This is a genomic window from Butyricicoccus pullicaecorum DSM 23266, assembly GCF_900167005.1.
Taxonomy (GTDB): domain Bacteria; phylum Bacillota; class Clostridia; order Oscillospirales; family Butyricicoccaceae; genus Butyricicoccus; species Butyricicoccus pullicaecorum.
Map to the genome: position 1 here is coordinate 49,280 of NZ_FUXW01000011.1, position 25,154 is coordinate 74,433.

The window sequence follows — 25,154 nt, forward strand, 5'->3', positions numbered from 1 at the left end:
ATACTCCTTCTGCAAATCAAACAGCAGAAGGAGTTATTTTTATGAAACGATTGGCAGCAATTCTTTTGGCGATGGTCTGCGCATTTTCTCTGGCAGCCTGCGGCAATCAGACACCTGGTTTGGATGAAGTCGAGCAGGCGATTGAGAGTGGAAGCCTGACCCTGGAGGATGCAGTGGATCAGGGATGGGTCACGCAGGAATGGGCAGACACGTACGTGGAACAGCGGAGCGTCCCGGCCAGCAGTAAGACAGAAGCTGGTGCCATTGGCGCGTTCACGACCACGACGCTGTCCGGGGAGAAGTTCACCCGCGAGAACATGGGAGGTGTTACCCTGTTTGCGTTTGTAGACCCGAACGACCCGGATGCAGCAGCTTTTTATCAGGCTTTGGTCGATGGATATGAGGGCGTCAAGAAAAACGGTGCGGAAATTCTGGTATGCACCAAAAGTGAAGATGGAAATGAATTGTTTGAGGACGCGCCGTTTCCTGTGATTCGCTACAATGATTCGCTGAAAAGTGCCACGGAAAATCACACTGGGATGATAGAGGGACTGCCCAACACGGCTTGCTGGTGTGTCAATACGTCGTTCTATTCGGCATGGTTCTCTGCTGTGGAAGCTGAGGAGCTTGCAAACTCCGCGGCGAGCTTTGCGGACATGCAGAAGGAAATGACCGGTGAGAGCAGCGACGAAGGAAATGCGATGGCGGTGATGGGATGAACCTGCGAAAAGCACCGCTGTTCTTTCTGGCAGCTGCCATTGTGATGATTGGAATTGGGGTCTTGCGAGGCGAAGCGGATACGGTTCTCAGCAAGGGAATCAATCTGTGTTTGGAGTGTGTCGGCATTGGCTAAGAATCAACATAGGTGGAAAATCCAACTGGCGGCAACCCTTGCTTCCAATCCGTTTTTTCTGAATTTTTTCCAGGGAAAAATTTATAAAGGAAGTCTCAAAGGTGTCTGTGTACCGGGATTGAACTGTTATTCCTGTCCGGCGGCTTCTGCATCCTGTCCCATTGGCTCTTTGCAGGCCGTGATCGGCTCGTCGAAATTTCATTTTGCCTATTACATTGTGGGCATTTTGATTTTCATCGGCGTACTGCTCGGGCGAGTCGTATGCGGTTTTCTGTGCCCGTTTGGATGGTTTCAGGAGCTGCTACACAAGATTCCCACCAAAAAGTTCAGCACCAAAAAGCTGCACGTGCTCACCTATCTCAAGTATGTCGTTTTGTTGGTGTTTGTGATCGTCCTTCCCATGACAATCGTGAATGAGGTGGGATTGGGTGATCCGTTTTTCTGTAAATATATCTGTCCCGCCGGCATTCTCGAAGGCGGTATCCCGCTGTCCCTCGCAAACGAGAGCATTCGCGCCAGCTTGGGAGAATTATTTACATGGAAAAGCTGCATTCTGTTGGGAGTTATTATGCTCGCGGTATTTTTCTATCGTCCGTTTTGCAAATGGATTTGTCCGTTGGGAGCATTTTACGCACTGTTTAACAAGGTATCCCTTTATAGATTCCACATCAATGCAGATCGGTGCACATCCTGTGGAGCTTGCAGCAGGGTGTGCAAAATGGACGTGGATGTGTTTCGTACACCAAACCACGCAGAGTGCATTCGGTGCGGAGACTGTATTCGAGCGTGCCCACATCAGGCAATTGCAAAAACATTTTCTATGAAGTCGGACACTGAAAGAAGGTAAAAAATATGCGAAAAATTATTTGTCTCTTTCTGGTTTTGGTGATGAGTACCGCCTTATTTGCGGGCTGTGGTTCACAAGAGCAGGAGTTGGTTTCAAAAACGCCATTTCCTGAATTTACAGAGACCGACATGGAAGGCAATACCATAACCAATGATATTTTTGCAGAGTATGATGTCACCATCGTCAATTTCTGGAACAATGGATGCGGAACGTGTATTGCAGAAATGCCGGAACTAGAAGAGATGTACCAAGATTTTAAAGAAGATAATGTCAATTTGATTGGTGTGGGAGCAGATTCTGGAGAGAGTCAGGAACAGTTGGACCTTGCTCGGAGTATTTTGCAGGAAAAAGGCGTGACCTATCAAAATATCTCTCCCAATCCGGACAATGCTTTTTATAAAGAATTTGTTGCCGATATTGCCGGATATCCGACCACCTACATTGTAGATCGGGAAGGAAATATCATTGGTGCACCCTTGATTGGCAATGTAAAAGAACAAATGGACACGCTGCAAAATCGGATTGACCAGATTCGAGGAACTGAGAAAGAATAAAAAGAAAAAGCTGCGACATTGCTGCAGCGATAAAATAAAGGTTTCGATATCAAGGGAAATCTCTTAAAAAGAACACCGGACACAGAATATATAGCTCTGTGTCCGGTTTTGTGCTTCGGTTTGGATAAAAACAATAGAATGATAGCAACAGTCTCTGTAATATTGGAAAATAGATTGCAGCCAAGAGGATTTTTATAGAAAAACGCGGCATAGGATTTTGTTTGTGCGTAAGCTTTTTTGGATTCGCATAGATTTGCTCAAGACCACTCATCTCCCTGATGTTGGGCACGAAACTCCTGAGGTGTACAGCCGACACGGTCGGTAAACTGTACAATGAGGTTGCTGCTGTTGGCGTAGCCAACCTGTTTGGCGATTTGCGGCAATGTTAGAGATGTACTGGACAAAAGTGATTTTGCCTGATCAATGCGTGAGTATGTGATAAAGTTGCTCGGTGATAATCCGGTAATATCTTTAAAAATATGCGAAAAATAGTAATCGCTTAACCCACATAGCTCGGCCAGCTCGTGTAGGGTTATTTTTTTGCCGACATTAGACCGAATATATCGCACGGCTTCGTTGATCGCATCGCCATGCTTTTGCAGCTGCGGAGACATCACCGGATTGTCCAACAATGTCAAAACCCGATAAATGCGTCCTGAGCTTGCCATTACACTTTCGCTGTTATTGTCCTCATAGAACTGAATCAGATCGCGCAGCTCATCGTGCACTTTTTCATTGTTCGGTCCGTCTATGACCAGACCGCTCGTACGATTGATATATCGGCACAATTCATGTGCCTGTGCTCCGTCGAAATGCAGAAAATAAAACTCCAATGCATCGGTTGCATAGTAGTGATGCGGCTGCGTACAGTCAAATAGCAGAATCTGACCATCACTCGCCTGATACTTTTTTTCTGATAATTCCAGATAGAGCGTGCCGCTGCACACATAGACAAGCAGTAGCCTGGGGAAATGCTTTCGTTTGATATAGTATTCCGCAGTGCAGAAGTAATGTCCGCACATGGTTGGATACAGAAAGATTTCCTTTGCTTCGGTGTTTGGTGAAAAAGAAAAACAGGTGGATTCCGGTAAGATACCGATTTCAAAGTTTCTCATAACATACCCTCCTGATTGGGAATCGACTTAAAATAACGAGGTGGATAACCAGTCACTTTTTTGAACAATCGTGAAAAATAATTTGCATCATAGATTCCTACACGACTGGCGATTTCTGATATCGATAGATTGGTGACCTGAAGCAGTTCAAGCGCTTTTGAAATCCGCACATGATTTAGATAATCGATTGGTGACATATTGACAATGGATTTGAAAATTGAGCGAAAGTAGGTCGGCGTAATGCCTTGACTCTGCGCAAAGGCGTTAAAATCAAATGGAATAGTGATATCTGCCTCAATCTGACTTAAAACTGAATTGACCATATCTTCCTTCCATGAGTGATAGTCCATCGTGCTTTTAGACTGTCCCTCAAGGATGCGGTTTAACGTAATCAGTAGTTGTTCCAAGTAGCACTGCTTCATGCCTAGATATCCCACGTCCTGCGTGTTCTGTTCGGTTTCGAGTGCCTGCAAAATTGAAAGAATGTGATCTTTATCTGTGCCAAGCAGTTGGAATCGGTGACTGTATTTTGACTGCTTTTGACTATCGGGCGGCGAATCTCCGTCTGTCCATGATAACATATACTCTGGATGACTTTCGGTTAGAGAGATCGGAGCACGATCTTCGAGCAATCGGTTGAGCTTTTCTGATGTTGCATTCCGATCAAAGTGGCAGGTATAAGCTTCGCATCCTGTTCGAAGCGATACCGCGTGTGCTTCTTCCGGCGCAATAAATACCAGACTTCCGGCCAGCAGCACAATATGTTCTCTGCAATAAAAAAGCTCGCCGTATCCCTGTGATATAAAAATAATCTCACAAAATTTATGCCGATGCAATGATGTCATACGATCTGGTAAGACAGGTCCTGTGTACTGTGCGATCGTTATGTCTGACGAATCCGCCTTCACACGTTCTTGGTATGCAATCACAAGATCACCTCAAAAAAACAAAATAAATTATTCATGGTCATACAACACAAGCGAGAGAAAGCAAAATTATAAGTATTGCACAATGAGAATAAAGAATGTTTTGGATTGTGCTAGTTTATGATGTTTCTATTCTAACATATTTTGTTTAAAAATGATATAATAATTTCACAAAATACATGATTTTTAGAAAAGCTTCTAGATTCAATGCTTTTCGCATGGAATTTTAAAGCTTATACACATTACGCAAAATAAATTATACTTGCGGAACGGCATTGCAAAAATAAAAGCAATATAAATTATTTTACTGCTAGAGAAAAGGAGTGGCACATGATTACAGAAAAAGAAAAAGCCGTCATTCGAGATCTTGCTAAGCGGCTGGCAGAGTTGGCAAACCTTCCAATTATGGAAGAGCGCAGAAAATTATGGTACGCGCACAACGACCTCAAGACCGATCAGCCGGTGATCGATTGCTCGCCTGAAGGTGCATGGCGTGAGGTGATTCGGCCAGATAGCTTGGAATGCCAGGATGCAATGGCCAGAGAAATCGAGTGGGAACTGCGTGCACGTATCTATCGTGCCGAGGTCATCAACGACGATGTACCGGCTGAACTGCGCTGGGACTGCCGCAAACTGATGTCCGACACTGGCTGGACGCTAGACGGACAGGCAGCACACAACGCCTTTACCAACGAATCGGTACACGTCCCGACGATTTCCACCATCAATCCCTTCTGGCGTCCGGACTACACATTCGATGAGACCGCAGCGCACTTTGAGCCGCTTATCAGCGATGACGACATGGAAGATGAAGACATCGCATCTCGTTTGATTGCGCCTCGGGTGATTTATGATGAAGCTGGCTCCAAGGAAAAATTAGAGATTCACCAGGAGCTGCTTGGAGACATTTTGGATGTACACTGGACGGGCAACACCTACATTGCATTTTCCTGGATGGAGACTTACACCAAAATCCGTGGTTATGAAAACGCACTGTACGACCTCTATGATTATCCCGAGCAGATGCACAAAATCCTTGCTGTGCTGGAAAAGGGATATCTCAACCTGTATCAGCAGCAGCTCGATCTGGGTCTTCTGGATATGAACCATGGTTGTCAGTATAATGGAACGGGCGGCTATGGCTACACCCACGATCTGAGTGCTCCGGCGCCGGGTGAAAAGCTGACCTTTAAAAATCTGTGGGCGTATGCCGAGTCGCAGGAATTTGTTTCGGTCTCTCCCGAGATGACTAAGGAATTCGCCATCGATTATGAAAAGCGTCTGCTGTCGAACTTCGGACTTTCGGCATACGGCTGCTGCGACAATCTGGAAAACAAGCTCAAAGATGTTTTGACCATTCCCAACATTCGCAGAATCTCGGTTTCCCCGTGGGCAGATGTCCGTTCCATGCGTGACCAGATTGGCATGAAGGCTATTTTCTCGTGCAAGCCCAATCCCTCTTATGTTACAAGTGGCTGGGACGAGGATTTCATGCGGGATTACACCATGAAGCTGATGCAGGACGGTAAGGGTACGGCCTTTGAGATCATCCTCAAGGACACCCATACCATCCAGAACGACCCCAGCCGCCTTAGAAAATGGACCGATCTTTGCCGTGAGTGTGCAGCTAAGGTATTTGGTTGATGCATTCATTATCTTCAACCAGCAGGTATAAACCAAATATGCGCGGCTGCAAGTCGTGGATATGCTTGGTTGTCTGAAATATTAACACCCAAAAGGTGGTATAAAGGAGAAAGAGAAATGAAACAGAGCAAAAAAAGAGTCCTCGCAGCAGTCCTCAGTGGTATGTTTATGATCGGCTCTTTCGCTGGATGCGGCGGAGGAACCACCACAGATTCCACAGCCGATTCCCAAAACACGACAGCCACCGAAACGACGACCAAGGATCGTTCGGACATGACGATCAAGGTTGTGTTGAAAACGCTTGCCTCTGAGTATTGGCAGTATGTCCAGACCGGCTGTAAAGCGGCTGGCCGTGATCTCGGCGTAAACGTTGAAGTTTTGGGTGCAACCTCCGAAACTGCTTACGAGGAGCAGATCCAGATCATCGAAACCACGCTCAATGCCTCTGATACCGACGCAATGGTCGTGGCTCCGTTACAGGCCGACAGTGTAGCAAATCAGATCGCAAACACATCGATTCCTGTTGTAGCAATCGATACGCAGGTTGATTCCGATAAGGTTTTGAGCTTTGTTGGTTTCGATAACGAAGAGATGGCTGAACTCGGTGGTAAGGCTGCGGCAGAAGCTGCTAAGGAAGCTGGTTGGACGGAGATCACGGCAATTGGTATTGCAGGCGTACAAGGCGACTCCACCTCTGAAGCACGTATGAAGGGTTATCAAGCTGGTATTGAAGCAAGTGGCGGCACTTTCCTGATGGACGAGCTGCAATATGCGAACTCCACCGCCGATCAGGCTGTAACTTGCATGGAAGCCATCGTACAGAATCACCCTGAAGGTGTCTCGATTATCTTTGCCAACAACGATGACATGGCAATCGCAGCGAAGCGCGTTGTCGAAGGAAACCCCGCTTACGAAAACACTATTTTCTGCGGATGTGGTGGTAATACCGCTGCAATGGAAGCAATCCTCAACGGTGAAGAAACCATGACGGTTGCAGTTGACGGTTATGACGTTGGCTACCGTGGCGTGCAGGCAGCGGTCGAAGCACTGGAAGGCAAGACTCCTGAGAAGTTCATCGCATCTCCCGCAACGATTGTTACGATTGAGAATGCAGAAGAGCATCTCGCAGAAGTACAAAAGAAGGAAAACGATACCGTATAAACCCATATAATCTTTTTTCAGGAACAGCATACTCTCTCTTTATCCACATAAAAATGTAAACTCTCTCTTTCTTAATGCAAACGAACTCCGATGTCGTGCGATTGTGCGGCATCGGAGTTTTTTGTGCATAAGATCTGCTGGATTGGAACAAAAAGAGGGATAAAAAATCACTCCGCCCATGTAGAATGCGCAGACGGGGTGGTGAAAGGATGGATTGGTATTTGAATCCGATTAAAAATGAGAGAAATGATGAGTGCAACCACAAAACCAGTGGTACCAACAATGGTTTCCATCATCGTCCAGGTCTTGAAGGTGGCCTTTTCATCCAGGCTGCACAATGACTTAACCAGCCAGAAGATAGAGTCATTGAAGTACGAGAATACCAGTTGGATCGGATTAGATGATTCGAACGGCTGGATTATGACCTTTTCCGGTTTTTCTCGAATAATGAGATCGACTTACAGATGCTTGTCTTCATCTTTGATTAATACATGGAGGCCTTTATATGGGGACTCTTCTTTTTTGAAATAGGACGACCGATATGGGTTGCGCACGGTCGGTGATATCGGATGACGTGGTGCTGATGGATAATATCAATTGCGGTGAACCCATGTGCATTGGTACACCGGAGGACGTGCGTCGTCAACTGCAGTCCATTATTCAGGCGACCAAGGGACGCGGAATTATCCTCAGTTCAGGCTGTACACTCGGTGCCAATACCAAGCCGGAAAATATGGAAGCCCTGATTCAGGCAGCACGTGAGTTCGGCACAGAAGAACGACTAAAAACTATGGAATATAGCCAAATTTAATGGCCTTGCAATTGTAACATAAAAAGGGTATTCTAAGGGAAAATAAGGCCATAAACAGGGCATATACGGTATTTGTTTATATAATTTGTTTCACGTGCGTATTGCATGTATCGGTCTACTGAAACTACCTGGATAAAGGAGAATTTTCTATGAAACGTTCGGAGATCAACAAGGCATTGAAAGAGCTGGAAGCAATGTGCGAGAAGTATTGCCGCAAGCTTCCACCGTTCTGCCATTTCACGCCCGAGCAGTGGCAGGACATCGGACACGAATATGACGAAGTCAGAGATTGCATGCTGGGTTGGGACATCACCGACTACGGCATGGGTGACTTTGACAAGATCGGCTTTTCGCTGATTACCATTCGCAACGGCAACCAGCATATGAAAGACAAGTACCCCAAGGTATATGCGGAAAAGCTGCTGTATCTGAAGGAAGGCCAGTATTCGCCCAACCACTTTCATTGGTATAAGACCGAGGACATCATCAACTGCGGCGGCGGAAATGTACTGATTAAGGTTTATAACAGTCTGCCTGACGAGGAGATTGACTACGAATCCGATGTCACCGTACATACGGATGGCCGTACTTATACGGTGCCGGCTGGCAGCGTCATTCGTTTGACGCCTGGCGAGTCCATCCACATCCAGCAGTACATGTACCATGACTTTAACGTAGAGCCGGGTACTGGCAGTGTGCTGCTGGCCGAAGTGAGCCAGTGCAACGACGATAACACGGACAATCGTTTCAATCCGCCGGTTGGACGTTTCCCTGCAATCGAGGAGGACGAGCCGCCGTATCGTCTGCTGTGCAATGAGTATCCCGCAGCCAAGTAAAGGGGATTCCTATGCTCTATGCCATTCAAAATAGCAAGCTGCTTTTAGCGGTAGATTCTCTGGGTGCGCAGATGATGCACTTGCAGACCGCAGACGGACAGGAATATCTGTGGCAGGGCGATGCGGCGTATTGGCCTGACCGTGCACCGGTGCTGTTTCCGTTCATTGGACGACTGACTCACAATCGTTATCGATATGAGGGACAAGAGTACCCGATGGGCATTCACGGCTTTGCGGCACAGCAGGAATTTACCTGCCGCACCCTTGACCCCGACCGGCTTGTGCTGGAATTGACCGATAACTCGGAAACACATACGCAGTATCCCTTTTCCTTTTCGCTTGCCATTACCTATCAGCTGGTAGAAGATCGCGTTGAGATTTCGTACCAGGTTGAGAATCACAGTGAGAAAGTGATGTGCTTCGGCATCGGCGGGCACCCGGGATTCCGGGTACCACTGGAGGAAGGTGAGCAGTTCACCGATTATCTACTGGAATTTACCGGCAGCTGTCAGCCCGATCGAGTCGGCTTTACGCCCGAGGTCTACCTGAGCGGCCATGACCAGCCTTATTCGCTGGTCGAAGGTAAACTGCTTCCTCTGCGGCATGACTTGTTTGACGAAGATGCGATTATTTTGAAAAATATGTCTCGGGAAGTGACGCTGCGCTCGCGCACCTCTGCGCATGGCGTGCGGGTGACTTATCCCGACATGCCCTACTTGGGAATCTGGCATTGGCCTAAGACCGATGCGCCTTATGTCTGCATTGAGCCGTGGACATCCTTGCCGGCACGTCAGGATATCATTGAGGATTTTGAATGCAAAAGTGATATGATTCATCTCATGCCCGGAAAGACGTACACAAATTGCTGGTGCATTCGTATCTTTTAAACGATGGACGTGATTGCATTGTGTGAGCTGCTAAAGATTGGGAAGTCGATGGAATGTCAGGGTAATCAGAACTGAAGCAGATTGTTCGGTTGCAGCTAGTTTGTCTACAGAAAAATCCGGTGATGTTCTATCCACCCCTGAATATGAAGAAGTTATCCGTACAGGGAAAATTTGATTTATCCGTGCGAAAGTGAGTCTAAATGTGATATGCAGAGGACTGGGAGCAAAAAAGAGAGCATTAGCTCTCTTTTTTTGTTTGTCCGATAAAACGTTATATCACAATTTTTCAAATTTTACGTGAATCTCTTCGGCGTGGATTAGGAGTAGGCTGTTGCTGCGTGTAAAATATAAGGTTGTCGTTGCGGTTACAGGGGGCGAAAGAGTCAACTGACTACGGATAGTTGTTAAAACTATCTATCGATGTGCAATAACTAATACGGTGTGCTCTGACAATATCAACCTTGTTAGACGTGTTCAACTTGAGTTTATGAGCAGAGGGCACTTGAACATTTTAGTGCTGTTGCTAAAGTTATAACGATACTAGTCGTATTTATGCTGCGTACTTTGCATTTCTTTTGATAAATATTTACAAATGTCTTTCACCGCGTTATCAGTGCATTTTGATAGTCGATCAATCTTAGCGGGATGAATATTTGCTCGCTTTCTCATACATCACAAGGTGCAATGGTATTTTGGACTTGTAAGAGGGTACAGGAAATAGAATCCGGAGGACTTTCCTTTGGGCTCACTATCATAGTATGCGCGCAGATTGAATTGGACTTTAATATATAACAATGTATTTGAAATACTGCATGAGCTCGATTTTTTTAATAAAATGGATATAATAAGTTCATATTTATGAAACAGGAGAGATCGTCATGCGAGATAGAGAAAATCAATTGTTCGCTTTTGTTGACCACCTTCGAGGAGAAGAACGTAGCGAGGGAACGACGCAAAAATATTTACGCGATGTACGCAAGTTTTTAAATTGGCTGCAACAGAGAATGCTGAATAAAAATGAGGTTTCAAATTGGAAAGCACAGCTTTTATCCGACGGCTATGCGCCGGAAACTGTTAATTCGATGGTTGTTGCCCTCAATCGCTTTTTGAGCTTTATCGATCGAACTGATTGCCGCGTACGAACCTTGCGTATTCAAAGGAAGCTGTTTCGCCGTCAGGAACGCGAGCTGACCCGGTCGGAGTACGAACGACTGGTAGAGACTGCCAAAGGAACGGGAAAAGAGAGGCTTGCCCTGCTGTTGGAATCGATCGCGGCAACCGGAATCCGTGTGTCTGAGGTGCAGTATCTGACAGTGGAGGCTGCTAAGACAGGACGGACAGAAATCTCGCTCAAAGGGAAAATTCGCGTCATTTTACTGCCGCATAAACTATGCCGTAAGCTGTTAAAGTATGCCAGAAAGCAAAAAACCGTCTCGGGACAGATTTTTCTGACCAGAAACGGAAAGTCGATGTCGCGCAAACAGATTTGGGCGGAGATGAAAGCGTTATGTAAAGCTGCGGGGATTGCAGCAGACAAGGTGTTTCCACACAATTTGCGTCATTTATTTGCAAGAGAGTTCTATAAAATATGCCGAGATGTGGTAAAACTTGCCGATATTTTAGGGCATAGCAGTATAGAAACAACTCGCATTTACTTGCTCTCGACTGGTGAGGAACATGTAAAGCAATTATCTCGATTAAGACTGATTTCATAAGCATATAAGACAAAATCTATATTTTGTCTCTAAAAGTACATATCATCACACAGTTTTCTTGATTATTAAGAATATATTATCACGATTTTGTTCATAATTCAAGATTGGGATTGATTCTGAATATGCGGAAAAAGGCCAATCAAAAGTTACTTTTTTGATTGACCTGTTTATCATGCCTTCTCGTGCGTATCCAAACGTGCAGAAGGCCTTTTTTATTCGATTTTTTCCATTTGTTATATAAAACCGCAAGTAACCGTAGACAAAATATAGATTTTGTCCTGTTTTGCATTTTGTCGGAATGATGCTGCAAAGTGAATTACATAAATAAAAGAGGATGAGAGGAGATTCAATCTTTGCGTGAAACTTTTTGGGATTATTGCCTGCGAACAGATAATCAAGTTTTATTGGCGCAGTGGGATGAGGCGCGAAACCTGCCGCAGACACCCAAGGCCATCAGCTATGGCAGCAAACAAGTTGTGTGGTGGAAATGTGATAAGGGTCATAGCTGGCAGGCAGCTGTGACGACTCGCACTGCAAATCACAGCGGATGCCCGTACTGTTCCCATCAGCGTGCATGGCCGGGAGAAACTGATCTCGCAACGTTGTATCCCAAGCTTATAAAAGAATGGGATTTTGCAAAAAATGGTGATTTGCAACCTGATCGGCTATTGCCCGGTAGTTCACGTAAGGTCTGGTGGAAATGTGCGCACGGTCATAGCTGGCAAGCTGTTATTAAATCTCGCGTACAGGGAGCAGGCTGCCCAGTATGTACTAATCGAACCATTTTATCGGAAGAAAATAGTTTACAGGTTACCCATCCAAAGCTAGCTGAACAATGGGATTACAAAAGGAATCAATTGCTCACACCGCAGGACGTTGTCGCGGGTTCACATCGGCGGGTGTGGTGGTTGTGTGAGCATGGTCACAGTTGGCAGGCATCTATCGTTTCCCGGGCACACAGCGGTGCAGGCTGTCCGGTCTGCGCGGGAAAGGTCGTCATTCCAGGAGAAAATGATCTTGCCAGTCAGTTTCCGCAGGTTGCGCAGGAGTGGGATGCTGCGAAAAATGCACCGTTGACTGTGCAGCAAGTCTCGGCATACAGCAATTTGCGCGTCTGGTGGGTTTGCAATCTTGGACATGAATGGAAAACATCGATCGCAGCGCGTACGCACAATATGACTGGCTGCCCATATTGTGCAGGGCGATTGGTACTTGCAGGTTTCAATGACCTGCAGTCCTGTTTTCCAGAGATCGCAATGCAATGGCACCCAACGCTTAACGGTTCGCTCACACCGGATACAGTCACTTATGGCAGCAAAAAGAAAGTCTGGTGGCAGTGTCCGGAAGGACATGTCTGGCGGGCGGTGGTTTACTCGCGCACTGGGGCAAAGAAATGCGGCTGTCCGGTCTGTGCCGGACGTGTCAAGCAGCATAAGCAAATAAAATATCGGAAAATGATCGGGGAACAGCAGCTTGCCCCTGCTGGGTCACGTTTTGAATAGATGAAATTTTAAGAAGGAGGGCAATAATTATGCGATTAAAACGATTGATATCGGCGTTCATTGCGTGCGCAATGCTCGTAACATTCATGCCGATGCAGGCGTTTGCGGCACCAGAAGTGGATAACGCTGTTACGGCCACTAAAACTCTGGTAAGTGAAACGCCTGATGCGGATGGTAATTATACAATCCAGTTAACAGTGCAGGGCGATCCAGTTACGTCTACGACTACCTCCAAGGCGGATGTAGTTCTGGTTGTGGATAACTCTGGTTCTATGGCGAGTAGTGTAGGTGAACCTTGTAAAAATCCAAAAGAAAACTTTGAAGAAGGCGAAGGATTTTTAGGTCTCTGGAAAATTTACACTTGCAAAGAATGCGGTGCAAGATATTCAAGTAGCTTATTAGGATGGCTGTGGGATACACGACCTGATGAGTGTACAGGTCAGATTGGTAGGGCACCTCGTATCGATACTGCAAAAGAAGTTAGCGAATCTTTTGCAAATAGCATTTTAAGTGGAGAAAACGAAAACAAAATGGCAGTCATTGGATTTTCACATTACAGTGATCACGGTGGAGCCAATGACAATAAGGCATTGTATGTTGAACAAGAGTTAACAGATAACTTGCCCCAAGTAGAACGTGCTATTGGTAAAATGTATGCTAATGGTGGCACGAATTACTCTGCAGCTTTGCAGCAGGCATATAAGTGGTTAGTAGAAGAACGTGAAGATGCTACTCGTCCAGCTTATGTCATTTTCATTTCGGATGGTGCTCCTGGCTTAAGTGGTGAATCCATTGGCAAGGAAAGATGGGATGGCTCGGAACAAGCAGCTGCTCTGAAGGATGCGGGTGTGAATCTGTATACGATTGGCATTGCTTTGGACGAGGATGAGGACGAATATTTGGAGTCCTTGGCATCAGATGCTCAGTACTATCGTAATGTAACAGGTGCTGACTATGATGAGGAACTGTCCGATATTCTCGATGAGTGGGCAGATGAAATCAATACCGTTCCTGCTGGTACGGATGCAGTCATGACGGATGTGATTTCTGATGACTTTACGTTGGTTTCTGGCAGCCAAAGCAAAGAATTGACGGTTGGTGATGATGGCAAAACGCTGACTTGGAATATCGGTGACATTCTTGAGAAAGAGACAAGCGTTCAGTTCAAGGTTCATCCCAATGACGGTCTGTCTGGTCAAGATCTTCACACTAATGCAGGCGTAGAACTGACATATATCGATGCTGAGGGTCAGGAGCAGACGCAAGATAAGGAGGATATTGGCGATCCTGTCGTTGATATTTCTGCTCCTGCTCAGAAACATGAAATTACAGTTGAAGTTGTAAATGGCTCTGCTAAGTACAATGATCAAGCCGTTTCTTCGCCTATTTCTATCAATGAGGGTGACGATGCTACAATCTCGTTTGAGGCGAATACTGGTTATGCACTGGATGCGGTAACGGTAGATGGACAGCCGGCTGAGTTGACCGTAGGTGAGTACACTTTTGAGAATGTGACGGCTAACCATATTATCAATGTCGTTTTCGCTGAGGATAAGATCGGTGGCGAAAATGGCGGCGGCGATGGTATCCCTGACAAGTACCAGGCAACTGCAACCTATAAGGTAGAGCATGGTGCTTGGAACGATGAAACAACTGAAGATAAGACTGAGGTTGTTACTCTGCTGGATGGTAATGGAAATTGGTCTGAATCCGGAAAGGGCACGTTGCAGCATAAGCCTGAGGTAGGTAATTGTCCTGCTGAAGGCTATGAAGAAGGCTCGTGGAATAAGAACGATACTGAAATCACAGCGGATACAGAGTTCATTTATAGCTATCGTGAAACTGGAGAGATTGATCCGCCGGTAACTCCTGAGTGGGATACTTCCAAGTCTAAAACCGCAAAGAATTTGGATGCAAACTATGAGTCTCAGGTGACTCTGTCCCTGCCGTCGGCGCAGGAAACTTTGGAATCTGATGTTGTCTTTGTACTCGATAAGTCCAGCTGTGAGGAAGAAGTAACAACGGAAGCACTTGCAATGCTGAAGGATCTGTATGCGAGTGTACAGAACAGCGGTGCAACGATCAATGTCGGTGCAGTCCAGTTTGCTGGCCGAGCTGTAGTCTCCTGTGAACTGACACCTTTGTCTGAAGAAGCAATCTCTGAAGGTGGCGCGATCTACTCCGGTCTGAAGGAAACCAAAATTAAGAGTGGTACGAATTTACAAGCTGGTTTGCTGGAAGCACAAAAGTTGCTTGCTACGGACACTGCCGTTGCAGATAACAGAAAGTATGTTGTTGTCATTACGGATGGTTTGACCCGGCAGTTCTTAGAGGGTGATACCCTGATGACGGTTTATAATGCTCTCGAGGCAGATGGAAACCGTGTGTGGGGTAGTCCGAGTGGCTGGTGCATTGCAAACGGATTTGTGGATGGAGTATATCAGATTCCGGGTGGAGACTGGGATACTTATTTTGCGGCAGTAAAACAGAATGTTGCAAGAGATGGAAATCTGTATGCTCATAACTATGACGTGTATGGCTCGACTCCAGAGGGCGAAAACATCCCATCTTCGTATGTACCAGCAGAAGGAAACAGCTTGAGGTATGCCCTTTGCCTTGACCGCGCAATTTATGAAGCGGAGAAGGTCTACCGTGAGTTGGAGGCAGATGGATATCGTTGTTATACTGTTTTTGCTGGAAAATCGGACAATCAGCTGGGTGATGCCTTTGTAAAGCATTTGAACAACGGAAATCATCTGGACTTTGCTGATATTCATGATGATATTTATTACCTGTTAGATGCGGGTTCTCAGGTTGTTGACGTAATTGGTTCTGGCAAGGATGATAAGGGTAATCCTTACAACTTTGATTTTGTCAATGACATTGATAAGCTGGAGCTCACAGTCAATGGCATCGCGTTGGATAAAGAAAAGATTGATGAGTATACGTATGGCTTCGGTAAGCTCGAAGTAAACTCCAATAGCGCACGCGAAGCAAACTATAAGTTTATTCTGAGATATTATCCTGCGGGTATTGAAGGAAATTCGGAATGCTTTATCTGGTATATCAATGTTCCGGTCAGCAATTTTGCTCCGGTACAGCTGAATTACACCGTTAAGCTGACCAATCCGCAGGATAAGCCGGGTACTTATGGTCAATACGATATTGATGGCAGCAAGAACTATCAGGGACTGTACACCAATAACAGTGCAACTCTGTATCCGGTAGATTCCAATGGTATCGCAGGTGCTGCTGAGACCTTTGCAAAGCCGACAGTATCCTACACTGTTCCCGAGAACACCGTAACTGTCACTTTCAAGCCTGGCGCTCATGGTGATCTGCGCGGTGCAGCAGGCGAGAATATCAGCTATGAGATCAAAAAGGATTCTCAGCTGGAGGATAATCCGGTTCCGCGCGTTGACGAGGACGATGATTGGGACTTCACCGAGTGGCTGTGTACCGAAGGTTCGGACAATATGAAGGGTCAGGCTTACACAGCAGCAGAGATTGCAGATCTCGTCTTTACTGTCGATACGGACTTTGTTGCACAGTACGAGGAAGAATCTGGAGGTGGCGGTGCACACCATCCGGATGCCGGCGATGGCGACGATGATGACAACGATCGCGACGACGACACCGAAGAGATTATCGACGAAGAAGTACCTCTGGCTGAGACCCCGTGGCTGAACACGGAAGATCATTATGCGTACATCATCGGTTACTCTGAGGATGGCACCGTTCGTCCGAACGCAAACATCACCCGTGCAGAGGTTGCAACGATCTTCTTCCGTCTGCTGACCGACGAAGCACGCGATCAGTTCTGGATGACTTCCAATAATTTCTCCGATGTTCTGCCGAATGACTGGTACAACAATGCGGTATCTACCATGGTTAACATGGGTATCATTCAGGGTTATGAAGACGGTACCTTCCGGCCCAATGCAAACATTACTCGTGCAGAGTTTGCTGCAATCGCAGCGCGCTTCATGGCTTCGGGTTATGGTGTTGAGGATGACCTGTTCACCGACATTGCAAATCACTGGGCACGCGAGAGCATCAACGATGCAGCAATGGCTGGTTGGATCAACGGCTACGAAGACGGCACGTTCCGTCCGGATGCTGCAATCACCCGTGCAGAAGCTGTTACGCTGGTTAACAATGTGCTCCAGCGCAAGCCGGATGCAGACCACATGCTCGATAGCATGATCAAGTGGCCGGACAATCCGGAAGGCACTTGGTACTATGAGGCAATCCAGGAGGCTACGAACTCGCACGACTACGACCTGTTTGAGGACGCAGAGTACGAGACTTGGACGGCTCTTCAGGAGAACCGTGACTGGGCTGCACTGGAAAAAGATTGGGCAAATGCACATAGTGCATAAAACTAAATAAACAAGGAAATTTAAAGTAAAAACATAAATTTTCGAATCTGGGAGGTGGCAGGCTGATACGGCCTGCCACCTTGCCTTTTAAGCATATAAGTAGACTTTTAAAAAATAGATAGTGTGAGACTGAGCGGGTACTTAGAATGTTGAAGATGCGATCATGTTGAAAATTCATGTGGAGCGATAATCCATCATGGTAGCTCTGCATTTTAGATAGATAAATTTTTAGAAGGAGGATGCGTAAGCATGAAAAAGAAACGTTTGCTTGCTAGCATCGTGACTGCCACAATATTGTTCACGATGGTTCCTATGAACGCTTTGGCGAGTGATAATGCGATCCAGAATGTAGATGCTGAAGTGCTGGATACACAAGAAAGTTTAAAACCTGTAGTAGATATTGAGGAAGAGGTATCTTCAAATGTGGATACGGCTGAAATGCCAGATAACATGACAGAGGAAGAAGATACACAGCAATTGGAATCATTTGTAGACTCCGAAACTGCGAAAGAATACACAGACCCAGAAACTGCGGAAGAATATATACAACAGCTGGAAGAAATTGCGGATGCACTTCCTGAAGACTTGGATGACATTACGCTAGAAAATGCATCTGAGTACCGCACACTGTTTGAGCGCTATAAGCAGCTAAAGGGTATGATTATGGATTTCTTTAGCGGCATTTTCAATGATAACAATTTAAAAAGTAGATATAATGCCGCTACAGCGGTTCTAGATGAGTTTGCAGATAAGATGGCGTTATATGCAGATGATGTGCAGGAGTATTTAATACTGGCGGCTGAAATGCCGAATCAGGAAGATTTAACAGGAGAAATCACTTCAGAATATGCGCGTGAAATACAACAAAAGATTCAGCGCTGCGAAGAATTATATAGTGATTTTGATCAAGCAGCAAAACAGTTAACAGAAGTAAGGAATGCCAGAACAATCATTCAAAATATCGCTAAGACCTTAGAGGAACTGGGATTTATTTTTGCGCATGGTGATGGCTGGGAGATTGAACAAAATGTATTGACAATTAGTAAAAATTTTCCAGTAACGGATAGATACTATAACGTTAATGCTCTGCCGTGGTATAGCTCTAGTTCCCCGTCGAGACACAAAAAGATTACGAAGGTTGTTGTTACAGATGACGTAACAATTCTTCCGTATGGCATTCTTAGCCATCTATCCAATCTTCAAGAGATTGATTTAGGATCTGGTCTGGAAGAAATTGGAATCAATGTTTTTGACCAAAAGCGCGGGCTTTTTGAGTCTGGTTATCAACCAACTGGAGAATTGACACTTACAGTTCGGTATGAAAATGTAAGTCTGGAAGATATTTTAGGACATAATGAGCCGGTAGAAACGTTGATTTTAGATAATCCGGATTTGGTTGTTGCTGATGAATATCAACCGGGCGATGATTTTTATAGTGTATGTTCTAACAACCATTTGAAAACATTAGTGGTGAAGAATGCAAAAAGAATTGGAAATGGTGCGTTTGAAGGCATGGAGAAACTGGAAACGGTTGAGTTTGATCAAATTGAAACCATTGCCTACCGAGCTTTTTTTGCGTACTATAATAATGAATTTAATCTAACACGAGTACAGTTTGCCCCGGACTGCAAGCTTAAAGAAATTGGACAGTCTGCATTTGAGGAATGTCAAAATTTGCAGGGAAGTATTGAAATCCCTGAAAGTTGTGAGTACATTGCTTCGTATGCATTCCAGAATTGTAATTCAATTACCGAACTGACGATACCCGATAAAACAAAAATTGGATACAGCAATATTTTTTCCAAATTTGAGGATTTGAAAAATCGTATGGTTGCCATTTTGGATGGCCAATTCCAACTGGGGGAAGTTAGCAATGATGATATCCTTACCGTCCCAGACGGATGGGAAAGTAGCCGACTTGGCAAACAGAATAGTGCATCGTTAAATGGAACGCAGATAACGAAAGCAGCGCGTTGGATTGATGAGGACAAAACGCAGGCTCAGGTGCAGCTCCAATTCTCTTACACAAAGGTGCCGGGAAAAGATTTTATCTTTATTGTGGATTATAGCGGTTCTATGGCGGAAATCGGTAATTTAAACGAAAATAATGATTCTCGATTTTCGGATATGCAATCAAAACTCCTGGATGTAAGTGATCAATTGCTAAATACTGCAGGATATGATAACCGTGTTGCAGTTCTCTCCTTTGACACTGAAACAGCAGCTAATTCGGAAAGCTTTACAAAGAACCTCTCGGATGTTGAGAACTTTCTGTTGAGTGATGCGCCGTATGGATCTACCAATTACGCGGTTGCATTGCAAGAGGCTAAAAATTTGATTGATTCCCGCGCGGACAAAAGCCGCGATGCAGTTGTAATATTTATCTCAGATGGCAAGCCGAACAGAAATCTGGATAATACAACTTCTAACTCTGATATCATTTTGTCAGAACTAGAACAAATCGCTGATACAATCAAAGATGAAGGGATATCTATATATGGTGTCATGCAATCGGTGCCCGAGAGTGAGGAAGAGCAGAGTCGCCGAGCTATGCAGTTAGTCTGCACAGATGGATTGTTTTTCCATGCGAAGGACACAGCGGAATTTAGTGAAGCAGTCAATAAAACAATTGGTGCAGCATTTGGTAGATATATTTTGAAGGATGTAGTGCATGAGAACTTTACGTTGGACACGGACAGTCTGCCAGACGATGTAAGTTATGATGCAGATACTGCAACAATTACGTGGGATTTGACAGGAGCATTACCTTATACAGACTATGTGTTGACGTTAAAAATCACATTAAATTCTGAAGATACAGAAAATACTACTTATCCTGAAGGTGACTTTGATACCAATCTAGGAGATGCAGTGCTGTACGATCGAGTAATGCAAACTTCAGTAAACACCGTTTCTACCCCCGTACTATCGCGAGGCAATTCCGAAGGCGGTGGCGGAGCGCATCACCCTGACCCGGATCCTGATCCCGACCCGGACGATAATGATGACGACGAGGAAGAAATTATCGACGAAGAAGTGCCTCTGGCTGAGACGCCGTGGCTCAACACGGTCGATCACTATGCTTACATCGTCGGCTACCCCGAGGACTATGTGACTGGACAGCCGACTGAGGATGAAAGCCGCTGGCCGGTTAAACCGCAGGCAAATATCAGCCGTGCAGAGGTTGCGACGATCTTCTTCCGTCTGCTGACCGACGAAGCGCGTGACCAGTTCTGGATGACCACCAACAACTTCCCGGATGTTGCACCGGACGCATGGTACAACAACGCGATTTCGACGATGGTTAACGCAGGTATCATTCAGGGTTACGAAGATGGCACCTTCCGTCCGAATAACAACATTACCCGTGCAGAGTTCGCTGCAATCGCATCGCGCTTCATGTCTTCGGGTTATGATGTTGAGGAAGACCTGTTCACCGACATTGCAAATCACTGGGCTCGTGAGAACATCAATGATGCAGCAATGACGCAGTGGATTCATGGCTATCCGGATGGAACCTTCCTGCCGGACCAGGCGATTACCCGTGCAGAGGCTGTTACGCTGGTTAACAATGTGCTCCAGCGTAAGCCGCACAAGGATCACATGCTGGACAGCATGATCAAGTGGCCGGACAACTCGGAGAGTGCTTGGTATTACGAGGCAATCCAGGAGGCTACCAACTCGCACGATTACGACCTGTTCGAGGACGCTGAGTACGAGACTTGGACGGCACTTCAGGAGAACCGTGACTGGGCTGCCCTAGAAAAGGATTGGGTTAACACCCACCGTACCGGCGGCGAAGTAGCGTAAACAGTCAATCAAACGATTGATAACACACAAAAATGGAAAGAGGCTGACCTTATGGTCAGCTTCTTTTCATATTTATGGTGTTCATGCAATTTAGAGTTTGCAAACCAAAATTAAAAAATGCGCTATGCTATTTGTGTATAAATAACTGTGCAGAGAACGGTTAATAAATTTCTAATCAATCTACGCCTAAAAGCACATAAAATATTTCATATACTTATGTACTACTATATTATATGGTAAAATAAGAGAATATTTTGTATTTAGGTCAGACTACTCAAATGAACAATGTTTTCAGGAGAAAAGACGGCTCGGTATGAGAAAGACTATAATGAAGAAGACACGTTTTTATTAGAAATAGCTAGATTGTCGATCTATGCATTTGAAATTAAAAAACTTACAAAAAGTCAACAGAAATACTGCAAAGAATAGATGCATGATCGAAATAGGATTTTTGTAGGGCATGTATCTATAAATTGTTATATTATATTTAATTATAGGAAAATAAGTATCATATCTGTAAACACGTTGATCAGCATTTTATCGATGTTCAGTTCGGTCGGGTCAAGGTGAGTGAGAAGTGGATTATCGGATTGAAATACGATTCCCCCGGCTAATATGCTAATATATAGAATGCAGCGTCAGTAATTGGTGAATCAAATGTTGATGAGTGCGGGGGAGTGGATTTGGGGTAGAAGATCTGCTTGAAAGATACATATACTGGAATTCGGTTGGATTCTTCTGTGGAGAACTCTTTACAGGGTAGATTACCGAGCTAGTGAGCTTGCTCTAGATGTAATTTCTATTGTCATTACATACTAAAAAGTGAAACCATTGGGAGTCTTATGAATTTAAAAGGTGCGTATGTAATTAGATATCTGAAGTATAATGCTATGGGACCGAGCACCTACCAAATAACAAAAACCCTCTGATGTGAGATGAACGTCACACCAGAGGGTTTTCTTATGCCGTATTAAATTGGTTAGAAGATTGCATTTAGCTTAAATATCCATTGAGGGTATCCAGGCGCTCCTGTGCATTGTCCTTGGTAACGACAGCAGAACCGGAATCAATAAACTCAGGCAGCGTCTCGCCATCAATGAGTCTAACCGCTGCGTCAACCGCCTGATAAGCCATGTTGTACGGGTCCTGTGCAGCTGCCATGTCTAGCTCACCGTTCAAAATGGATTCACATGCCGATTTTACGCCGTCAAAGCCCAGGAAGATGGTGTTTTCATAAGCCGGATTGGAAGCTGCGGTACGAGCCGCTGCGATTGCCATATCATCGTTATTCGCACAAATGATAGCAACACCTTCCGGATGCATCTGCATGATGGCTTCCATACAGTTAACTGCACGATCAGCAGTTGCGTCAGCGTACTGTACCTCATCGTCCAGGAAATCGCCGCCATTTTCTTCGATGCCCGCCTTAAAGCCAGCTTTACGTGCTTCATTGGTCGGCTCGCCCTGTACACCGCAAATCTCGATTGCCTTGATTTCGGTCCAACCGGCAGCCTTTGCCGCCTCAACGGCTGCTTCCATACCCTGTTTTGCGGCAGCTTCGTTGCCCGTACCAACGAAGGTCTTAACCTCCGGTGCGTCTGCAATATTGCTGTCGAGGGCAACAACCGGACGGGTTTCGCCTGCAATCATGGTCTTGACCGTATCCGGCTGCAGCGGTGCGATGACATACGCATCAAAATCAGCCGTACTGATATCGGTCTCAACCATAGCCATCTGTTCCTCGAATGCAGTTTCCGAAGTCGGACCCTTGATGGATACTTCAACATCGTCATGCTCTGCATCATACGCCTTTGCACCTGCCTGAATGTACTGCCAGTATTCAGCAGACGAGGTTTTCAGAATGACGCTGATTTTCTTCACATCGTCTCCCGAATTACCAGATTCTGCGGTCGATGTGCCGTCTGCATTGCCGCCGCATGCGGTCAATGTGAGTGCCATTGCGCCGGCCAGGGTTGCTGCCATCCATCTTTTTGCATACATAATCATACGCTCCTTTATCTTTCTACTACCATTTCACGCCGATACGTGAAAAATATCTTTTCGTCATGCTCATATCCTGATCGATATGAAACGAACACCTATACACCTTAGTTATGATTATTGAGTGCTGCCGAAGCCATTCGGGGTAGGGAAAAACGATCTTTGCGGGGCGCAAAAATTTTGCGGATTACTCAGTTGCCATAATTGCCTGAACAGCGGTAGCTGTGTCCACCTTAGGAATCAGCTCATAGCCGATGCGTCCGGTGTATCCACACTCTGCCAGGCAGGAGAATACCGCATGGTAGTTGATTTCACCAGTGCCGGGTTCGTGGCGACCGGGTGCATCCGCAACGTGGATATGACCGATCTGGTCGGCATACGCGCGGATGGTGTCGCAGAGAGAGCCCTCGTTGAGCTGCATGTGGTAGACATCATACAACACCTTGAGCATGGGCGAGCCGATCAGACGAGTCATTTCGGCTGCCATCTGGGTGTGTGCGAGGAAGTTGCCGACGTGGTCGGTTGTGATGTTGAGCGGCTCAAGATTCATGGCAATGCCGCTTTCCTCGGCGATTTTGGCACACTCGAGCAGCATGTCATACATCGAGCACAGCTTAACGGTATCACTCAGATCATCATAGTGATTGACGACGATGCCGCCCTCGCCGAGTGCGTTGGAGTGGATGGTCACACTCTTCGCACCAATTTTCTGTGCAGCTGCAACCGACTTGCGCAGAAAATCCAGATACTTTTCCTTGTGGGTGGGGTCGATCAGAGAGTAGTCTGCATCACCGTTAAAACCCGAAATACCGATGCCGGCAGCTTCAGCTGCTGCCTTGACTGCATCCAGATCCTTATCGGTCCAGCTCCAGAACTCTACATATTCAAAGCCGTCGTTTTTCGCAGCCTGAAAGCGATCCAGAAAAGGAATTTCGCTGTACATCGGTTCAATGCAGGCAGAACGCTCAAACTTCATAAGACTCAAACCTTTCTTTTGATATGGAAATTGGGAAAATTGCGCGGCTACAGAGTGCCTATAACCGCGCGAGAATGAAGAGAAAAGAGATTGAATTAGCCGTTTTCAATTTCTGCAATGCGAACCGGACGGCCTTCCTTGAGCGACTTGGTTGCCGCAGCAGCCATCAGTACCGGATACAGACCGTCTTCACCAGTCACCGGCGGCTGCTTGTCGTTCACAACTGCATCGGCAAATGCCTGCATCTCGGCAACGAATGCACCGGTGTAACGATCGAACATAACCTTGTAGGCCACGCCGTGTACTGCACCATCAGCAGTAGAGAGCACAGCCGTATTCGGGATATCATTCTGATCTTCTGCGCAGCCCTCAGAGCCAAAGACCTCGACGCGCTGGTCATAACCATAAACTGCCTTACGGCTGTTGTCGATAACACCGATTGCACCGTTTGCAAACTTCAGAGTGACCAGCGCAGTATCTACGTCGCCAGCCTCACCGATGCCGGGATCAACCAGTACCGAACCGATTGCATTGACCTCGGTAACCTCGCTGCCAGCCAGGAAGCGAGCCATGTCAAAGTCGTGAATCATCATATCATAGAAGATACCACCAGATACCTTGACGTAATCGACAGACGGCGGCTCGGGATCACGCGAGGAAATCTTGACAATGTTGACCTTGCCGACCTTGCCATCGCGTACCATGTCATAAACTGCACGGTGGTTGTGGTCAAAGCGGCGGCAGAAACCGATCTGCAGCTTAACGCCTGCTTCCTTGGCAGCATTGATTGCTGCATGCACCTTCGTGAGATCATAATCGATCGGCTTCTCGCAGAAAATGTGCTTGCCTGCGTGCGCAGCCTCAATGATGTACTTGGAATGGGTGTCGGTCGAAGAGCAAATCAGAACTGCTTCGATTTCCGGATCGTTCAGGATATCGTTTGCATCCTTGGTGCAATTCTGGATGCCATATCGCTTGGCAAACGCCTCGGTCTGCTCATTCATGAACGGGTCTGCGATGGTCTTGATTTCCATCTCCGGTACAAACATGGAGATATTCTTTGCATGAACCTTGCCGATACGGCCTGCTCCGATAATACCAACCTTCATTTTTATCTTCCTTTCTGAGTGATGT

At 46.0% G+C, this 25,154-nt stretch carries 19 protein-coding genes; 13 read left to right on the forward strand and 6 right to left on the reverse strand.

The window, feature by feature from the left end; translation table 11 throughout:
• Positions 1–41 precede the first annotated feature (41 nt).
• The 4 genes from B5D52_RS12945 to B5D52_RS12955 are packed head-to-tail and all read left to right on the forward strand — an operon-like array spanning position 42 to position 2,254.
• Complete coding sequence (locus B5D52_RS12945; protein WP_016148438.1) at positions 42–719, forward strand: LptM family lipoprotein; 678 nt, start codon at positions 42–44, stop codon at positions 717–719.
• Positions 716–853, forward strand: a complete 138-nt coding sequence (locus B5D52_RS16250; RefSeq protein WP_016148437.1) for a CD1871A family CXXC motif-containing protein — start codon at positions 716–718, stop codon at positions 851–853. Before B5D52_RS12945 ends, B5D52_RS16250 begins: the two co-directional genes overlap by 4 nt.
• Positions 846–1,700 carry a 4Fe-4S binding protein gene (locus B5D52_RS12950; RefSeq protein WP_016148436.1) on the forward strand — a complete coding sequence of 285 codons (855 nt, stop codon included), beginning with the start codon at positions 846–848 and terminating at the stop codon, positions 1,698–1,700. Before B5D52_RS16250 ends, B5D52_RS12950 begins: the two co-directional genes overlap by 8 nt.
• 5 nt (positions 1,701–1,705) lie before the next feature.
• Positions 1,706–2,254, forward strand: coding sequence for a TlpA family protein disulfide reductase (locus B5D52_RS12955; RefSeq protein WP_016148435.1), 549 nt, complete (start codon positions 1,706–1,708; stop codon positions 2,252–2,254).
• 257 nt (positions 2,255–2,511) lie between these two features.
• Here B5D52_RS12955 and B5D52_RS12960 read toward each other — a convergent pair whose 3' ends face one another.
• Positions 2,512–3,369, reverse strand: coding sequence for an AraC family transcriptional regulator (locus tag B5D52_RS12960; RefSeq protein WP_016148434.1), 858 nt, complete (start codon positions 3,367–3,369; stop codon positions 2,512–2,514).
• Positions 3,366–4,298 (reverse strand): AraC family transcriptional regulator, encoded by a 933-nt coding sequence (locus B5D52_RS12965; RefSeq protein ID WP_016148433.1) that lies wholly within the window; start codon positions 4,296–4,298, stop codon positions 3,366–3,368. Before B5D52_RS12965 ends, B5D52_RS12960 begins: the two co-directional genes overlap by 4 nt.
• A 327-nt stretch (positions 4,299–4,625) precedes the next feature.
• Here B5D52_RS12965 and B5D52_RS12970 point away from each other — a divergent pair, with 327 nt between their 5' ends.
• Together B5D52_RS12970 and B5D52_RS12975 are read left to right on the forward strand one after the other, a co-directional pair.
• The gene (locus B5D52_RS12970) at positions 4,626–5,939 is read left to right on the forward strand and encodes a hypothetical protein (protein WP_016148432.1); all 1,314 of its coding nucleotides are present in this window, start codon (positions 4,626–4,628) and stop codon (positions 5,937–5,939) included.
• Between the two features lie 117 nt (positions 5,940–6,056).
• Positions 6,057–7,100 (forward strand): sugar ABC transporter substrate-binding protein, encoded by a 1,044-nt coding sequence (locus tag B5D52_RS12975; protein WP_016148431.1) that lies wholly within the window; start codon positions 6,057–6,059, stop codon positions 7,098–7,100.
• A 167-nt stretch (positions 7,101–7,267) separates the two neighbouring features.
• On the opposite strand, the gene B5D52_RS16855 is transcribed toward B5D52_RS12975, so the two are convergent.
• Positions 7,268–7,438 (reverse strand): GntT/GntP/DsdX family permease, encoded by a 171-nt coding sequence (locus B5D52_RS16855; protein WP_407922595.1) that lies wholly within the window; start codon positions 7,436–7,438, stop codon positions 7,268–7,270.
• A 203-nt stretch (positions 7,439–7,641) separates the two neighbouring features.
• On the opposite strand from B5D52_RS16855, the gene B5D52_RS12985 reads away from it, so the two are divergent.
• From B5D52_RS12985 to B5D52_RS13015, 7 genes are all read left to right on the forward strand, one after another.
• Positions 7,642–7,911 (forward strand): uroporphyrinogen decarboxylase family protein, encoded by a 270-nt coding sequence (locus B5D52_RS12985; RefSeq protein WP_016148430.1) that lies wholly within the window; start codon positions 7,642–7,644, stop codon positions 7,909–7,911.
• A 149-nt stretch (positions 7,912–8,060) separates the two neighbouring features.
• The gene (locus B5D52_RS12990) at positions 8,061–8,747 is read left to right on the forward strand and encodes a D-lyxose/D-mannose family sugar isomerase (RefSeq protein ID WP_016148429.1); all 687 of its coding nucleotides are present in this window, start codon (positions 8,061–8,063) and stop codon (positions 8,745–8,747) included.
• Positions 8,748–8,758: 11 nt separating this feature from the next.
• Positions 8,759–9,634, forward strand: a complete 876-nt coding sequence (locus B5D52_RS12995) for an aldose 1-epimerase family protein (protein WP_016148428.1) — start codon at positions 8,759–8,761, stop codon at positions 9,632–9,634.
• Positions 9,635–10,512: 878 nt separating this feature from the next.
• On the forward strand, positions 10,513–11,349 hold the full coding sequence (locus B5D52_RS13000; protein ID WP_016148427.1) for a tyrosine-type recombinase/integrase: 837 nt from the start codon (positions 10,513–10,515) through the stop codon (positions 11,347–11,349).
• Positions 11,350–11,702: 353 nt separating this feature from the next.
• Entirely contained in the window at positions 11,703–12,851 is a 1,149-nt protein-coding gene (locus B5D52_RS13005) for a zinc-ribbon domain-containing protein (protein WP_016148426.1), read from the forward strand.
• 29 nt (positions 12,852–12,880) lie between these two features.
• Positions 12,881–17,233, forward strand: coding sequence for an S-layer homology domain-containing protein (locus B5D52_RS13010; RefSeq protein WP_016148425.1), 4,353 nt, complete (start codon positions 12,881–12,883; stop codon positions 17,231–17,233).
• A gap of 249 nt (positions 17,234–17,482) precedes the next feature.
• Positions 17,483–21,043 carry an S-layer homology domain-containing protein gene (locus B5D52_RS13015; protein ID WP_016148424.1) on the forward strand — a complete coding sequence of 1,187 codons (3,561 nt, stop codon included), beginning with the start codon at positions 17,483–17,485 and terminating at the stop codon, positions 21,041–21,043.
• Positions 21,044–22,036: 993 nt separating this feature from the next.
• Here the strand turns inward: B5D52_RS13015 and B5D52_RS13020 are convergent.
• The 3 genes from B5D52_RS13020 to iolG all read right to left on the reverse strand — a co-directional run bounded on the left by B5D52_RS13020 (position 22,037) and on the right by iolG (position 25,129).
• Entirely contained in the window at positions 22,037–23,044 is a 1,008-nt protein-coding gene (locus B5D52_RS13020; RefSeq protein WP_016148423.1) for a sugar ABC transporter substrate-binding protein, read from the reverse strand.
• Between the two features lie 187 nt (positions 23,045–23,231).
• On the reverse strand, positions 23,232–24,020 hold the full coding sequence (locus B5D52_RS13025; protein ID WP_016146975.1) for a TIM barrel protein: 789 nt from the start codon (positions 24,018–24,020) through the stop codon (positions 23,232–23,234).
• A gap of 95 nt (positions 24,021–24,115) precedes the next feature.
• Positions 24,116–25,129 carry an inositol 2-dehydrogenase gene (gene iolG / locus B5D52_RS13030; protein ID WP_016146974.1) on the reverse strand — a complete coding sequence of 338 codons (1,014 nt, stop codon included), beginning with the start codon at positions 25,127–25,129 and terminating at the stop codon, positions 24,116–24,118.
• Between the last annotated feature and the right edge of the window lie 25 nt (positions 25,130–25,154).

Excerpts from the sequence above, each read along its gene's own strand:
- B5D52_RS12945 (WP_016148438.1), top strand. The coding sequence starts at position 42 with ATGAAACGATTGGCAGCAATTCTTTTGGCGATGGTCTGCGCATTTTCT.
- B5D52_RS16250 (WP_016148437.1), top strand. The coding sequence starts at position 716 with ATGAACCTGCGAAAAGCACCGCTGTTCTTTCTGGCAGCTGCCATTGTG.
- B5D52_RS12955 (WP_016148435.1), top strand. The coding sequence starts at position 1,706 with ATGCGAAAAATTATTTGTCTCTTTCTGGTTTTGGTGATGAGTACCGCC.
- B5D52_RS12960 (WP_016148434.1), bottom strand. The coding sequence starts at position 3,369 with ATGAGAAACTTTGAAATCGGTATCTTACCGGAATCCACCTGTTTTTCT.
- B5D52_RS12970 (WP_016148432.1), top strand. The coding sequence starts at position 4,626 with ATGATTACAGAAAAAGAAAAAGCCGTCATTCGAGATCTTGCTAAGCGG.
- B5D52_RS12975 (WP_016148431.1), top strand. The coding sequence starts at position 6,057 with ATGAAACAGAGCAAAAAAAGAGTCCTCGCAGCAGTCCTCAGTGGTATG.
- B5D52_RS12985 (WP_016148430.1), top strand. The coding sequence starts at position 7,642 with ATGGGTTGCGCACGGTCGGTGATATCGGATGACGTGGTGCTGATGGAT.
- B5D52_RS12990 (WP_016148429.1), top strand. The coding sequence starts at position 8,061 with ATGAAACGTTCGGAGATCAACAAGGCATTGAAAGAGCTGGAAGCAATG.
- B5D52_RS12995 (WP_016148428.1), top strand. The coding sequence starts at position 8,759 with ATGCTCTATGCCATTCAAAATAGCAAGCTGCTTTTAGCGGTAGATTCT.
- B5D52_RS13000 (WP_016148427.1), top strand. The coding sequence starts at position 10,513 with ATGCGAGATAGAGAAAATCAATTGTTCGCTTTTGTTGACCACCTTCGA.
- B5D52_RS13010 (WP_016148425.1), top strand. The coding sequence starts at position 12,881 with ATGCGATTAAAACGATTGATATCGGCGTTCATTGCGTGCGCAATGCTC.
- B5D52_RS13015 (WP_016148424.1), top strand. The coding sequence starts at position 17,483 with ATGAAAAAGAAACGTTTGCTTGCTAGCATCGTGACTGCCACAATATTG.
- B5D52_RS13020 (WP_016148423.1), bottom strand. The coding sequence starts at position 23,044 with ATGTATGCAAAAAGATGGATGGCAGCAACCCTGGCCGGCGCAATGGCA.
- B5D52_RS13025 (WP_016146975.1), bottom strand. The coding sequence starts at position 24,020 with ATGAAGTTTGAGCGTTCTGCCTGCATTGAACCGATGTACAGCGAAATT.
- iolG (WP_016146974.1), bottom strand. The coding sequence starts at position 25,129 with ATGAAGGTTGGTATTATCGGAGCAGGCCGTATCGGCAAGGTTCATGCA.